Below are 13083 nucleotides of genomic sequence, written 5' to 3'. Positions count from 1 at the left end.
CCCGCCCATGCCCGAACGGGTAAATCGGCGAATAGCCCGGTCAGGACGCCCGCCGGTCCGCCGCATGCTCGTTCGGCCCCGCGTTCTACGCCTGGTCGAATGTGCTTGTCCTCGCACCGTGAAAGCTCGCAGCAGGATGACGCCGGCACATCCGGAACGCGGACACGCCCCACCGGCGGGGTGGCGTGTTCGCGGTGGACGCGGCCGATACAGCCGTGGCCGGGGTGAACCCTGGCCGGCGGGTGGGCGGTGGCCCGCGCTGGATTACGCTCCCCTTATGACGGCGAACCGGCGCATCGTGCTCGCTTCCGGGTCACCGCGGCGGCGCGAGCTGCTGGCCCGGCTCGGCGTGCCCTTCGAGGTGGTCGTCAGCGGCGTCGACGAGTCGTCGGCGACCCCGACGGCCCCCGAGCTGACCGTCGAGCTCGCCGAGCGCAAGGCCCGCGCCGTCGCCGTGCTGCGCCCCGAGGACCTCATCCTCGGTAGCGACACCGTCGTCGAGGTCGACGGGCGGATCCTCGGCAAGCCCGCCTCCCCCGCCGAGGCCCTCGCCATGCTGCGCCGCCTGCGCGGGCGGACCCACCGGGTCGTCACCGGCGTCGTCGTCCTCGACGCGGCGAGTGGCACCCTCCATGGCCGCGCCGCCGTCACCGCGGTGACGATGCGCGACGTCCCCGACGCCGAGCTCACCGCCTACGTCGCCACCGGCGAGTCGATGGACGCCGCCGGCGCCTACGCCATCCAGGGCGGCGCCGCCGCGTTCGTCACCGCCGTCGACGGCGAGCTCGACACCGTCATCGGCCTGCCCACGGCCCTGGTTCGCGAGCTGCTCGCCACCGTCGGCATCGCCCTGCCCGTGGCTGCGGCCGACGCCGACCGCTGAGATCGTCAGCCCTGTCGGCGCGCGCTGACCGCCGACGCGGCGCCGCCCTCCGCGTCCACGTCCACGTCCACAGGCACGGTCACGTCCACAGGCACAGGCACGGGCACGGGCACGGGCACGGTCGTGCCCGTCGCCGGGTTCCGCCCGGCGTGGCCGGCGCGGCGGACGGTGGCCAGGACGATTGTGGCGCCGACCAGCGCCGCCACCGCCGCCCACAGCGCGACCCGGTCGATGCCGGCGGCGTAGCCCGCCCGGACCGACGGTGCCGAGCGCAGCCGGGCGGAGAAGACGCCGCCGAACAGCGCGATGCCCAGGGTCATGCCGAGTTGGCGGAAGGTGTTGACCGCCCCGCCGGCCATGCCGGCCTGCCGCGGCGGCACCGACTCGACCGCGGCGGAGACCANCACCGGCGTGGTCAGGCCGACGCCGACGCCGACCACGGCGAGACCGGCGAACAGCGCGGACTGCCCCGACCCGGCGCCCACGAACAGCCGCAGCAGCGCCGAGCCCGCGGCGATGCAGAGCAGCCCCACCCCGATCGGCAGGCGCGGCGCGAACCGGTGGGTGTGCCGGCCCGCGGCGGCGGCGACCACGAATGCCGTGCCGGCCAGCGGCATCAGCGCCAGGCCGCCGCGCACGGGGCTGAGGCCGAGCACGTTCTGCAGCCACAGCGACACGTAGACCAGGCCACCGAAGGCCNCCAACTGGAACAGCAGCGCGCCGGTCAGCAGGCCGGCGAACGACGGCCGGCGCAGCAGCGCCAGGTCCAGCATGGGGCGGGCGACCAGCCGTTCGGCGACGAGGAAACCGACCGCGGCGAGCCCCGCGACGACGAACGCGGCCACGGCCAGCCGCTCGCCCCAGCCTCGTTCGCCGCCGCGGATCAGGGCGTAGGTCAGCGCGGCGGCGGCCAGGGTGAAGGCGGTCGCGCCGGGCAGGTCGAGGCGGCCGGCGCCGCGGGACCCGGCCGGCAGCACCCGCAGGGTCAGGATGATCGCGACGACCGCGATCGGCAGGTTCACCAGGAAGATCGCCTGCCAGCCGAAGCCCTCGGTGAGCAGTCCGCCGGCGATCGGCCCGGTCGCGGCGGCGGCGCCGTTGACCGCGCCCCACACGCCGAAGGCCACGCCGCGGTCCCGGCCGTGGTAGTTCGCGGAGACGAGCGCGGCCGACGTCGCGAACATCGCGGCGCCGCCGACGCCCTGCACGGCGCGGGCCGCGATGAGCACGGCGGCGTTCGGTGCGAGCGCGCAGGTCAGCGATGCCGCCGCGAAGACGGCGAGGCCGAGCAGGTACAGCCTGCGGTGGCCGAACAGGTCGGCCAGCGAGCCGACGGCCAGCAGCAGGGCGGCCAGCGCGAGGGCGTAGATGTCGATCACCCACTGCAGGGAGGTGAAGGACGCGTGCAGGTCGTCCGCCATCCGGGGCAGGGCGACGTTCACGATGGTGACGTCGACGAGCAGGATGAAGGCGCCCAGGCAGATCGCCGCGAGGGGCAGCCATTTGCGCATGTCGGGGAACTCCGTTTCCGAGGGCGAGAGGGGCGAGGGGGTTCCGGGGAACGAGGGGGTTCCGGGGAACGAAGGCGGGGTGATCCGTGGTGCCACCGTCTCCCCGGCCGGCTCGGCACCCCAGCCGTCGGTGCCACCGCGGCGGAATCCGACAGCGACTAGCCTCGCAGGGTGGATTCCGACGCAGCGTGGCCCTCGACAGGCGCCCTGGATCAGCTCGACCGGCGGATCATGCACGCCCTCCAGGTCGACGGCCGGGCACCGTTCGCGCGGATCGGCGAGGTGCTGGGCGTCTCCGACCAGACGGTGGNCCGCCGCTACGCCCGGCTGCGCGCCGCGGGGGCGCTGCGGGTGCTGGGCCTGGTCGACCCGTTGCACATCGGGCTGACCGCGTGGCTCGTGCGGGTGCGCTGCACCCCGGACGCGGCGGCGTCCGTCGGGGAGGCGCTGGCCCGGCGCACCGACACCCGCTGGGTGAGCCTGATCTCCGGCGGCACGGNGATCTCCTGCATCGTGCAGGGCGCCGCCCCCGGCCAGGACGACACGCTGCTGTTGCAGCAGCTCCCCCGCACCCCCCGGGTGGTGCAGGTGACCGCGCACGCGCTGCTGCACATCTTCTTCGGCCGCGACCTCAGCCCGCTGACCCGCACCGGCCCGCTCGGCCCGACCGAAACCGCGGCGCTCATCCCGCCCGACGCGCCGGCGCGCCGCCCGAGCGAGACCGCCGAGGACCCCGTCCGGCTCAGCCGTGACGATCAGCGACTGCTCGACGCGCTCGCCGTGGACGGCCGGACCTCGGCGGCCGAGCTGGCCACGGCCACCGGATGGTCGCAGACGACGGTGCGGCGCAGGCTGTCGGAGCTGCGGTCCTCCGGGGCGCTCTACTACGACCTGGACTTCGACCACGGCAGCCTGCTGGGGCACCTGCGGGCGTCGCTGTGGCTGGAGGTCGAGCCGGCCCGCCTCGCCGAGGTCGGGGCCGCGCTCGCCGAGCACGAACAGGTGGCCTTCGCCGGGGCGATCACCGGCACGGCGAACCTGTACGCCTCGGTCGTCTGCCGCGACGCCGGCGCGCTCTACCGCTACCTGACCGGCCCGATCGCCGCGCTTGCCGGCATCCGCCGCCTGGAGACCGCCCCCATCCACCGCACCCTCAAGGGCGCGGGCCCCCGCCACGTCACCGGCCGCACCCACCCGTCCGCCTGAGCTCCCCTCGCCTACCGGCCGCCAGTGAACAGCGTTGACTTGTGCCCTACGTCACTCTACTGTCGAGCCCTGATCAGGGTCGCCGATGTGGATGACTCAGGCGTGAAAGGACGTTCGATGACGCCGGTTNGACTCGACTCCTACGTTGTGACCGACAGCTTCTTCGGGGTGCCGTACATCGACGAGGACGAACAGCGCAGCGAGCCCGTCGAGCATCGCTATGTCCACGGCGGATTCGAGGGGACGAGCACCCGGTTCGCCATCTGCTACCCGCCGGCCGCCAGGTGGCAGGGCCGCCTTTTCCAGCCGCTGGAAGGCGCCAACGCCGGCCACGAGAACGTCAACACCGGCCCGCTCGGCCAGGTCACCGGTGGCCTGGAGATGATTTTCCGGATGGGCGGCTACGCCGTCGAGTCCAACATGGGGCACATCGGCGACGTCATGGATCCGAAGGCCGGCCCCGATCCGACGATCTACGGCTATCGGNCCGCCGCCGAGTCCGCCCGGTTCGCCAAGTTCGTCGCCGCCCAGATCTACGGCGCGCCCACCGCGTACGCCTACGTGTACGGCGGCAGCGGCGGCGCGCGGCGCTCGCCGCTGTGCCTGGCCTACGCGCCCGACGTGTGGGACGCGGCCCTGCCCTACATGGGCGACGCCCAGGACGGCGACTACGGCGACCTGCGACTGCTGCGCAACGGCACGCCCAACTTCAGTTCCATGTTCAACGTCCAGCGCGTCCTCGGTGAACGGATCAACGACGTCATCGACGCCATGTGGCCGGGTGGCAGCGGCGATCCGTACGCCGGCCTGAACACCCATCAACGCGAGGAACTCGCGAACGTCTACCGGATCGGCTACCCGCGCGNCGACGAGTCCTTCATCGCCCAGCCGATGGGCCAGATGTGGCTGTGGTCGTCGATGGCCACGCGGCTGCAGGCCGACTACCCGCAGTACTGGGAGAACTTCTGGACCAGGCCCGGTCACGTCGGGTTCGACCAGCCCGAGCTCGTGCGGGACGATCTGATCGAGCTGGACACGACCGTGAAGCGGGTTCTCTACGCCAAGGACCTGCTCGAGGACCCGACCCTGCAGACGCCGGAGCTGGGTCAGGTGCGCGCGCTGGCGTCGCTGTTCGCCGCCATGAACAACATGTGGCACATCCCGATGGCGGTGCAGCTCGACGAGGCTCCCGACGGCTACATTCTCGGGGCGAGCGTCGAACTGACCAGCNGGGCGGCCGCCGGACGCATTCTCTACGTCCTCAACGGTCACCGGGACGTGCTGCTCGTCNACAGCGACGGCGAGGCCGCGAACCTGCGTTTCTCCGGCGTCGAGCCGGGCGACCGGATCCGGGTCGACAACCACGCCTTCCTCGCCTACTGCTACTACTACCGCNACCACATTCTCCCGTGGGAGCCGGAGTACGACTTCCTGCGCGTCGACGGCCAGCCCATCTACCAGCAGTACGAACTACCGGAGATGTCGCCGTTCATGGGCGTCAGGNACACCGGCCGGATCGAGGGCAAGCTGCTGTGGGTCCACCACACGCACGATTCCTCGCTGTGGCCGCCGCAGGGCCTGGGATTCAAGGCGAACATCGAACGCGAGTACGGCGTCGAGCTGGCCCGCACGAAGTTCCGCCTGCGCTGGACCGAGAACGCCGAGCACGTGCCGCCGAACATGGCCGCCTCGGTGCCGGNCCGGGCGAACACCACCTATCTGGTGGACTACCAGCCGATCATCGAGCAGTCCCTGGCCGACCTGGTCGACTGGGTGGAGAACGGCGTCGAACCGGTGGACACCGAGTACGACTACCGTGACGGCGCGATCGTCCTGCCGGCGACGGCCAAGGAGCGCCGCGGTATCCAGCCGGTCGTGTCGGTGACGGCGAACGGCGGCGCCCGGGCCGAGGTCGCGGTGGGCGAGCCGGTCACGCTGTCCGTCCACGCCGAGACGCCGCCCGGCGCCGGCAGCATCATCGGCATCCGGTGGGACTTCGACGGGCAGGGCACCTTCCCGCGCACCGAGGACCTCGACGGCTCGCCGGCCGAGGTGACCGTGACCACGACGCACGCCTACGACGCGCCCGGGACCTACTTCGCCACCGCCCTCGCCGAGTCCCACCGCGACGGCGACGCCACCGCCACCTCGCGCCGCATCCCCAACCTGGCCTCGGCCCGCATCATCGTCCGCTAGCGGACCGGGCCCCTCCCGGACACAGCACCCCGCGTGCGTGGGAGCGGAGCCGGGCGGTTCTTCTGTAGGGACAAATCGGACGCCGAGCCCTACAGAAGTACCACGAAGGCGCTCTCCCACGCATCCGGGCGGGCTGGTGGTCGCCCGCCCCGCCGGTGGCACCGTGGTCACTGTTCCGGACAATTTCCGGGAAACAGCCTCGCCTGGCGCCGACGCGTCCCTAAGCTGTCGTTCCGGTAGATATCACCACTGGCCACCGCGTCGCAGCAGAGCCGGCGGCAGATCGCGTCGATTTCCAGACTCCTCTTTCCGATCCGACGATTCTCCGCGAGCGCGCCGGGCCGNCCAGCTCGATTCCAGCTCCGGCGTTCCGCCGTTATCTCCGCTGTTCTTCCCGCCGGAAACCGTGCCACCCGGAAAGGCGCTGCCTGGAGGCAGGCGGCGCCGCAACAGTTCCCACGGACTCCCCCACCAGACGGTCCCACCGAACTTNCCCACCAGAGTTCCATGACAGACTCCCCTGACCTGGAGATACCCATGGCAAGCGTGCACGACGACGCCGAAACGAAGCTCGCCGAGATCTCCACCGCGGCAGCGGACGGGCCCNCCGACCTCCCGCCCGCCATGACACGTCCGGCCTTCACCGAAGCCGANCTGCGCCCGACCACGTCCCAGGCAGCGAGCTTCGCCGCCCTGCGGACCGAGCTCTCCGAAGCCGTCGGCCAGCGGCTGCTGCGCGCCCGCGCGAAGCCGACCGAGCTGCTCACCGGCAAGGACTGGATGTACTACCTGCCTGACGGCAACTCGATCGGGCGGGTCTCGATCCCCGGAACCCACGAGTCCTGCGCCCGGTACGGCAAGGGAAACATCTTCGTGCCCTGCCAGACGCTCGACGTCGCCGACCAGCTCGACCGGGGCTGCCGTTTCCTCGACATCCGGTGCCGGGTCGTCGGCAGCGGCTCGGACATGTCGTTCGCCATCCACCACGGCGCCTACTACCAGAACATCATGTTCGGTGACGTCCAGCAGAAGTGCGCGGACTTCCTCTACAGCCACCCGTCCGAGTTCATCCTGATGCGGGTGAAGCAGGAGTACTCCCACGAAAGCGACGAGGACTTCCGGGACATCTTCAAAAACAGGTACCTGCGGTCGTATTACTACACCGACGGCAGCATCCCGACGGTGGGCCAGGCCCGCGGGAAGATCGTGCTGCTCGGTGACGTGGCCGGCCTCGGCGGCATCAACTACGGCGGGTCCAACCTCGTCATCCAGGATGACTACAGCCAAGATGACCCGAACGTGAAGTTCGACGAGATCTGGGCCCAGGCGAACGCGTCGGTGGTCTACCGCCAGCCGGGCGACGACCGCCTCTACGTCAACTACGTGAGCGCGAACGACCCGCCGTGGATCGCGCCGGACGGCTACGCCGACCTCATCCAGCCGCCGCTCTACGACGCGATCTGGGGCAACATCGAGCAGTGGCGCACCGTGGGCCAGTTGGGCGTCATGCCGCTGGACTTCTTCGACTCCGACGGCGGCTGGAACGAGGGGCTGATCAGCGGAATCATCTACTGGAACTACAACTGGTAGCGCCAGCAGACTTCGCCCGCCAGCAGACGCCTAAATCACGCCGGCAGACGCCTAAATAGAGAAGTCCTCACCCTGCCAGACGCCGCCCCGGGGCAGCCGGATCGGCGGCCGCTCGCCAGCACCGTCGCTGGGCGCGGCAGCGCCCGCGCCGGCCGGGACGGCGGCACCGGCCGGGACGGCGGCGCCGGTGCGGGCCGCCTCGAGCCGATCGACGCGGGTGAGCAGCGACTGCAGGCTGATGCCGACCAGGTCGGGCATGCGGTCGTCGTGGGCGGGCTGCGGGCGGCTCGGGCTGATGACCTGGCCGGGGACGCCGACGACCACCGAGCCCGGCGGCACCGGGTGGACGACGACGGCGTTCGCGCCGATGCGGCTGTCGGCGCCGACGGTGAACGAGCCGAGCACCTTGGCGCCGGCGCCGATCACCACCCGGTCGCCGATCGTCGGGTGCCGCTTGGTGGCCTCCAGGCTGGTCCCGCCGAGGGTCACCCCGTGGTAGATCGTCACGTCGTCGCCGACCTCGGCGGTCTCGCCGATCACGACCCCGGTGGCGTGGTCGATGAACACGCCCTCGCCGATCCGGGCGGCGGGGTGGATGTCGACGCCGGTCAGGGTGCGGGTCATCTCGGCGCCGACCCGGCTGAGCAGCGGCAGCCGGTGCGTCCACAGCCAGTGGTTCACCCGGTGGCCCCACAGGGCGTGCACCCCGGGGTAGCACAGCGCGACTTCGAGGGAGGAGCGGGCGGCGGGGTCGCGGTCCCGCGCCGTACGCAGGTCTCGGCGCAGCGTCGCGAGCACGGCTCAGTCCTCCAGGCCGGCGAACAGCGGCGTGGACAGGTAGCGCTCGCCGAAGTCGGGCAGCACCACCACGATCAGCGTGCCGGCGTTCTCCGGCCGGGCCGCCACCGTCAGCGCGGCCGACACCGCGGCCCCGGCGGAGATGCCGACCAGCAGGNCCTCCTCGCGGGCGAGACGGCGGGCGAGGGTGAACGCGTCGTCGGCCTCCACCTGGATGACCTCGTCGACGAGGGTGGTGTCGAGCACGCCGGGCACGAAGCCGGCGCCGATGCCCTGGATCGGGTGCGGCCCCTTCACGCCCCCCGACAGCACCGGCGACGCCGCAGGCTCCACCGCGACGAACCGGGCCGACGGCCGGCGCGCCTTGACGACCTCGGCGACCCCGGTGATGGTCCCGCCGGTGCCGACGCCGGCGACGAGAAAGTCGATCGTCCCGTCGGTGTCGCGCCAGATCTCCTCGGCCGTCGTGGCCCGGTGGATCGCGGCGTTCGCCGGGTTCTCGAACTGCTGGGGCATGAAGTAGCGGGAGTCGCTCTTGGCGAGCTCCTCGGCCTTGGCGATGGCCCCGGCCATCCCCTCGGGGCCGGGGGTGAGCACCAGGTCGGCGCCGTAGGCACGCAGCAGCATCCGCCGCTCGACGCTCATCGTCTCGGGCATCGTCAGCACGCACCGGTAGCCGCGGGCCGCGCACACCATGGCCAGCGCGATGCCGGTGTTGCCGCTGGTGGGCTCCACGATGATGGTGTCCGGGCCGATCGCGCCGGCCTGCTCGGCGGCGTCGATGAGCGCCAGGCCCAGCCGGTCCTTCACGCTGTGCGCCGGGTTGAACGACTCCAGCTTCGCGACGACCTGGGCTCCGACCCCGTCGGTGACCCGGCGCAGCCGCACCAGCGGCGTGTTCCCGACCAGCCGCGTGATGTCCTCGGCGATCCTNATCGACGTTCTTCTCCTCGGTCGGCGCCCTTCTCGGTCACCGGGCCAGCGTATGTCCCGACTCCGGCGCGGAGCCGTTCATACGCAATCAGGCACCATCGGGCGCCGCGATCGCGGCGGCGGTGCCCGCCTCGGCGCCGGTGCAGCGCGGCGGGTTGCGCGATGGGCGGACGTCCGCGGTCCGNCCGGGATAGTTTCGAGCCCGTGGCGCGGGTCCGGGATCGAAGATGCGCGGGCGGGCGCGGTGCCGGGGCGCGGCGTCGAACGTCCGGGGGCCAGGTCGGGCCCGGGGGCCAGGTCGGGCCCGGATGCCAGGTCGGGCCCGGATGCCAGGTCGGGCCCGGGGGCGAGGCCGGATGAGGATCGCGCTGTTCGTGACGTGCCTGGTCGACGCGCTGTTCCCCCGGGTCGGGCAGGCCACCACCGAGCTGCTCGAACGCCTCGGCCACGAGGTCGTCTTCCCCGCCGGGCAGACCTGCTGCGGGCAGATGCACACCAACACCGGCTACGCCCGTGAGGCGGTCGAGCTGGTCCGCCACCACGTCGACGTCTTCGCCGACGCCGACGTCGTCGTCACCCCGTCCGGCTCGTGCGCGGGTTCGGTACGTCACCAGCATGCCGCCCTCGCCCGTGACGCCGGGGACGACGCGCTCGCCCGCCGCGCCGAGGCGGTCGCGGCCCGCACGTACGAGCTGTCCGAGCTGCTCGTCGACGTGCTCGGCGTCTCCGACGTCGGCGCCTACTACCCGCACCGGGTCACCTACCATCCGACCTGCCACTCGCTGCGGGTGCTGCGGGTGGGCGACCGGCCGCTGCGGCTGCTGCGCCACGTCGCCGGGATGACGCTGCTGGAGCTGCCGGAGGCGGAGACCTGCTGCGGGTTCGGCGGCACGTTCGCGGTGAAGAACGCCCCGACGTCNACGGCGATGCTCGCCGACAAGATGCGTCACGTCCTCGGCACCGGCGCGGAGGTGGCGACCGCCGGCGACGCGTCCTGCCTGATGCACATCGGCGGCGGCCTGACCCGGCTGCGCGCCGCCACCCGCACCGTGCATCTCGCCGAGATCCTCGCCAGCACCCAGGCGGCCGTCCGATGACGGCGACGCGCCACCCCGGCACCCCCGCGGCCGGCACCCAGGCGGNCGGCACCCAGGCGAGCGTGCGATGACGGCGACGTTCCTCGGGATCCCCGCGCCGCCCGGCGTCGGGCAGCTGCGTGGTGACCGGCCCTTCCCCGCCGCCGCGCGGGACGCGCTCGCCGACAGCCAGCTGCGCCGCAACCTCGGCCACGCCACCGGGGTCATCCGCGCCAAGCGGGCCACGGCGGTCGGCGAACTCGACGACTGGGAGCAGCTGCGCCTCGCCGGCGAGGCGATCAAACGGGCGACGATGGCCCGCCTCGACGAGCACCTGGTCCGGCTGGAGGCCGAGGTGAGCGCACGCGGCGGGACGGTGCACTGGGCCCGCGACGCGAACGAGGCGAACGCGATCGTCACCGGGCTCGTCCAGGCCACCGGCGCGACCGAACTGGTCAAGGTCAAGTCGATGGCCACCCAGGAGATCGGCCTGAACGCGGCGCTCGCCGACGCCGGCATCACCGCGCACGAGACCGACCTCGCCGAGCTGATCATCCAGCTCGGCGACGACGTGCCCAGCCACATCCTGGTCCCGGCGATCCACCGCAACCGCGCCGAGATCCGCGAGCTGTTCCTGCGCGAGATGCCCGGCGTCGACCCGTCGCTCACCNCCGAACCACGCCGTCTTGCGATGGCCGCCCGCGCCCATCTGCGCCGCACGTTCCTGCGGGCGAAGGTCGCCGTGTCGGGGGCGAACTTCGGCGTCGCCGAGACCGGCTCGCTGGTCGTGGTGGAGTCCGAGGGCAACGGCCGGATGTGCCTGACCCTGCCGGAAACGCTGATCACGGTGATGGGCATCGAGAAGGTCGTGCCGAGCTGGCGGGACCTGGAGGTGTTCCTGCAGCTGCTGCCGCGCTCGTCGACCGGCGAGCGGATGAACCCGTACACGTCGATCTGGACCGGCGTCACCCCCGGCGACGGGCCGAAGGCGTTTCACCTGGTCCTGCTCGACAACGGCCGCACCGCCGCCCTCGGCGACGCCGTCGGCCGCGACGCGCTGCACTGCATCCGCTGCTCGGCCTGCCTGAACGTCTGCCCCGTCTACGAACGCACCGGCGGCCACGCCTACGGCTCGATCTACCCCGGCCCCATCGGCGCCGTGCTGTCCCCGCAGCTCACCGGCATCCATACCGGCAGCGACGACAACGCCTCGCTGCCGTACGCCTCCAGCCTGTGCGGCGCCTGCTATGACGTCTGCCCGGTGCGCATCGACATCCCGTCGCTGCTGGTGCGCCTGCGCACCGCCCACGTCGACGCCGCCCGCGCCCGCCCGCTGCCCACCGCGGAGGCGCTCACCATGGCCGCCGCCGCCTGGGTGATGTCCTCCCCCACCCGCTTCGCCGCCGCCGAGACCGCCTCCCGCCTCGGCCGCCTGGCGGGCCGCGCCACCGGCCGGCTGTCCTCGCTGCCCCCGCCGCTGTCGGCGTGGACATCCAGCCGCGACGCCCCCCGGCCCCCCGAGGAGACCTTCCGCCAGTGGTGGTCCCGCACCCGCGGCGGCACACCTCATCCCGCGACACCGGCCGGTTCCGCGGAACCGCCCGGCTCGCCAGCGCCGCCCAGCTCGCCAGCGCCGCCCAGCTCGGCAGAGCCGCCCAGCTCGGCAGAGCCCGAAGGCTCGGCGTGAGCGCGCGCGAGGAGGTGCTGGCACGCATCCGGGCCGCGAACGCCCACGCGGGCGTCGGCCTCGGCGGCGAAGCCCGCGGACCAGGTGCGGACGACGATGGTGACCTCCCCCGCGACTACCACCGCGGCGACGGCCCAGCGCCCGGCAGCGCGCCGCTGCTCGATCTGCTGCGCCGCCGGCTCGTCGACTACCGGGCGTCCGTCGTCGACGCGGCCCCCGGCGGCGAGCCGGCCGCGATCCGCGCAGCCCTGGCCGCCGCCTCCGTCGGGCCCACGCCCGGTTCCGCGGAACACCCACCCCGCTCCGCCGAACACCCCCCACGCGGTTCCGCCGAACACCTCCGACGCGGTTCCGCGGAACACCCCCCACGCGGTTCCGCCGAACACCCCCGACGCGGTTCCGCCGAACACCCCCGACGCGGTTCCGCGGAACACCCGCCCCCCTCCGCCGAACACCCGCACGGTTCCGCGGAACACTCACTCGCCTCGGCCGGACACCCACCCGGTTCCGCGGAACACCCGCCCGGTTCCGCGGGGCGGGGCGGCGGGGCGGTGCTCGTCCCACCTGGGCTGCCTGCGGGCTGGTGCCCGGACGGCGTCGTTGACGGCGGCTTCACCCCCGCCGAGCTCGACGGGTTCGCGGCGGTGGTCACCGCCTGCGNGGCGGCCTGCGCGCTGACCGGGACGATCGCCCTCGACGGCTCCCCCGACCAGGGCCGACGCGCGATCACCCTGGTGCCCGACGTCCATGTCTGCGTCGTCCGGGCCGACCAGGTCGTCCACGGCGTTCCCGAGCTGCTCGCCCGCCTGGACGCGACCCGCCCGATCACCCTCATCAGCGGCCCGTCGGCCACCAGCGACATCGAGTTCGACCGCGTCGAGGGCGTCCACGGCCCCCGCACCCTCGCCGTCATCCTTGTCGCCGACCCCGCTGTCCCATCCGCCCCAAGGGCCTGACGCCCCACCGCGCTCCACGACGCCGGCCTTACGCGCGCCCCTGCACTCCTCCTGCTTATCCAGAGGGTTCGGCGCCCGATTTATCCCTCCGGATACGCAGGAGTCGTCGCCGCGGTCGCCGGCCGAACCTTGGCCCTGGCCTCCGGCGTGACCGGGGTGAAGAGGTTGACGAGTTTGCCGTCGGGCTCACGGAACCGTCGACGTCGATGCGGCGAGTCCCACCTGACCAGGCGTTCGCCGAGACGCA

At 72.9% G+C, this 13083-nt stretch carries 7 protein-coding genes and 9 pseudogenes; 10 read left to right on the top strand and 6 right to left on the bottom strand.

Features of this window, described 5'->3' with window-relative positions:
• The first annotated feature begins 277 nt into the window (after window positions 1-277).
• The gene (locus tag UK94_RS10070) at window positions 278-883 is read left to right on the top strand and encodes a Maf family protein (protein WP_041940551.1); all 606 of its coding nucleotides are present in this window, start codon (window positions 278-280) and stop codon (window positions 881-883) included.
• Between the two features lie 5 nt (window positions 884-888).
• On the opposite strand, the pseudogene UK94_RS46415 reads toward UK94_RS10070, so the two are convergent.
• The 3 genes and pseudogenes from UK94_RS46415 to UK94_RS46405 form a co-directional block, all read right to left on the bottom strand.
• A pseudogene (locus tag UK94_RS46415) lies at window positions 889-1286 on the bottom strand (MFS transporter); the annotation flags it as partial.
• Between the two features lies 1 nt (window position 1287).
• A pseudogene (locus tag UK94_RS46410) lies at window positions 1288-1582 on the bottom strand (MFS transporter); the annotation flags it as partial.
• Window position 1583: 1 nt separating this feature from the next.
• A partial coding sequence (locus tag UK94_RS46405) for an MFS transporter (protein ID WP_235487259.1) occupies window positions 1584-2394 on the bottom strand: 811 nt, incomplete at its 3' end.
• 171 nt (window positions 2395-2565) lie between these two features.
• On the opposite strand from UK94_RS46405, the pseudogene UK94_RS73370 reads away from it, so the two are divergent.
• From UK94_RS73370 to UK94_RS10050, 4 genes and pseudogenes are all read left to right on the top strand, one after another.
• Window positions 2566-2704, top strand: a pseudogene (locus UK94_RS73370) (AsnC family protein); the annotation flags it as partial.
• Window position 2705: 1 nt separating this feature from the next.
• Window positions 2706-2893, top strand: a pseudogene (locus UK94_RS73365) (AsnC family protein); the annotation flags it as partial.
• A gap of 14 nt (window positions 2894-2907) precedes the next feature.
• A complete protein-coding gene (locus tag UK94_RS46395) occupies window positions 2908-3600 on the top strand; it encodes an Lrp/AsnC family transcriptional regulator (RefSeq protein ID WP_313949473.1) in 693 nt (230 codons plus the stop codon).
• 2850 nt (window positions 3601-6450) lie between these two features.
• The coding region (locus tag UK94_RS10050) for a phosphatidylinositol-specific phospholipase C (RefSeq protein ID WP_235487257.1) at window positions 6451-7386 on the top strand (936 nt) is incomplete at its 5' end.
• Between the two features lie 51 nt (window positions 7387-7437).
• Here UK94_RS10050 and cysE read toward each other — a convergent pair.
• The 3 genes and pseudogenes from cysE to cysK all read right to left on the bottom strand — a co-directional run.
• Window positions 7438-8184 (bottom strand): serine O-acetyltransferase, encoded by a 747-nt coding sequence (gene cysE, locus UK94_RS10045; RefSeq protein WP_011604498.1) that lies wholly within the window; start codon window positions 8182-8184, stop codon window positions 7438-7440.
• 3 nt (window positions 8185-8187) lie between these two features.
• Window positions 8188-8341, bottom strand: a pseudogene (locus tag UK94_RS46390) (cysteine synthase A); the annotation flags it as partial.
• 1 nt (window position 8342) lies between these two features.
• Window positions 8343-9117: pseudogene (gene cysK / locus UK94_RS10040) on the bottom strand (cysteine synthase A); the annotation flags it as partial.
• Window positions 9118-9473: 356 nt separating this feature from the next.
• Between cysK and UK94_RS10035 the strand changes: the two are divergent.
• The 5 genes and pseudogenes from UK94_RS10035 to UK94_RS46370 all read left to right on the top strand — a co-directional run.
• A pseudogene (locus UK94_RS10035) lies at window positions 9474-10036 on the top strand ((Fe-S)-binding protein); the annotation flags it as partial.
• A 1-nt stretch (window position 10037) separates the two neighbouring features.
• A pseudogene (locus UK94_RS46385) lies at window positions 10038-10214 on the top strand ((Fe-S)-binding protein); the annotation flags it as partial.
• A gap of 67 nt (window positions 10215-10281) precedes the next feature.
• Window positions 10282-10863: pseudogene (locus UK94_RS75960) on the top strand (LUD domain-containing protein); the annotation flags it as partial.
• Window positions 10864-10884: 21 nt separating this feature from the next.
• Window positions 10885-11880, top strand: a complete 996-nt coding sequence (locus UK94_RS46375; RefSeq protein WP_235487330.1) for an LUD domain-containing protein — start codon at window positions 10885-10887, stop codon at window positions 11878-11880.
• Window positions 11881-12541: 661 nt separating this feature from the next.
• A partial coding sequence (locus UK94_RS46370) for an LUD domain-containing protein (protein WP_268761270.1) occupies window positions 12542-12836 on the top strand: 295 nt, incomplete at its 5' end.
• Window positions 12837-13083 lie beyond the last annotated feature (247 nt).

The organism is Frankia sp. AvcI1, from assembly GCF_001420875.1.
Taxonomy (GTDB): Bacteria; Actinomycetota; Actinomycetes; order Frankiales; family Frankiaceae; genus Frankia; species Frankia alni.
The sequence above is the reverse complement of the archived record's forward strand: the minus strand, read 5'-3'. Positions and strand labels throughout refer to the sequence as shown.

Coding starts and splice junctions, on each gene's coding strand:
- UK94_RS10070 (WP_041940551.1), top strand. CDS start 278: ATGACGGCGAACCGGCGCATCGTGCTCGCTTCCGGGTCACCGCGGCGG.
- UK94_RS46375 (WP_235487330.1), top strand. CDS start 10,885: ATGGCCGCCCGCGCCCATCTGCGCCGCACGTTCCTGCGGGCGAAGGTC.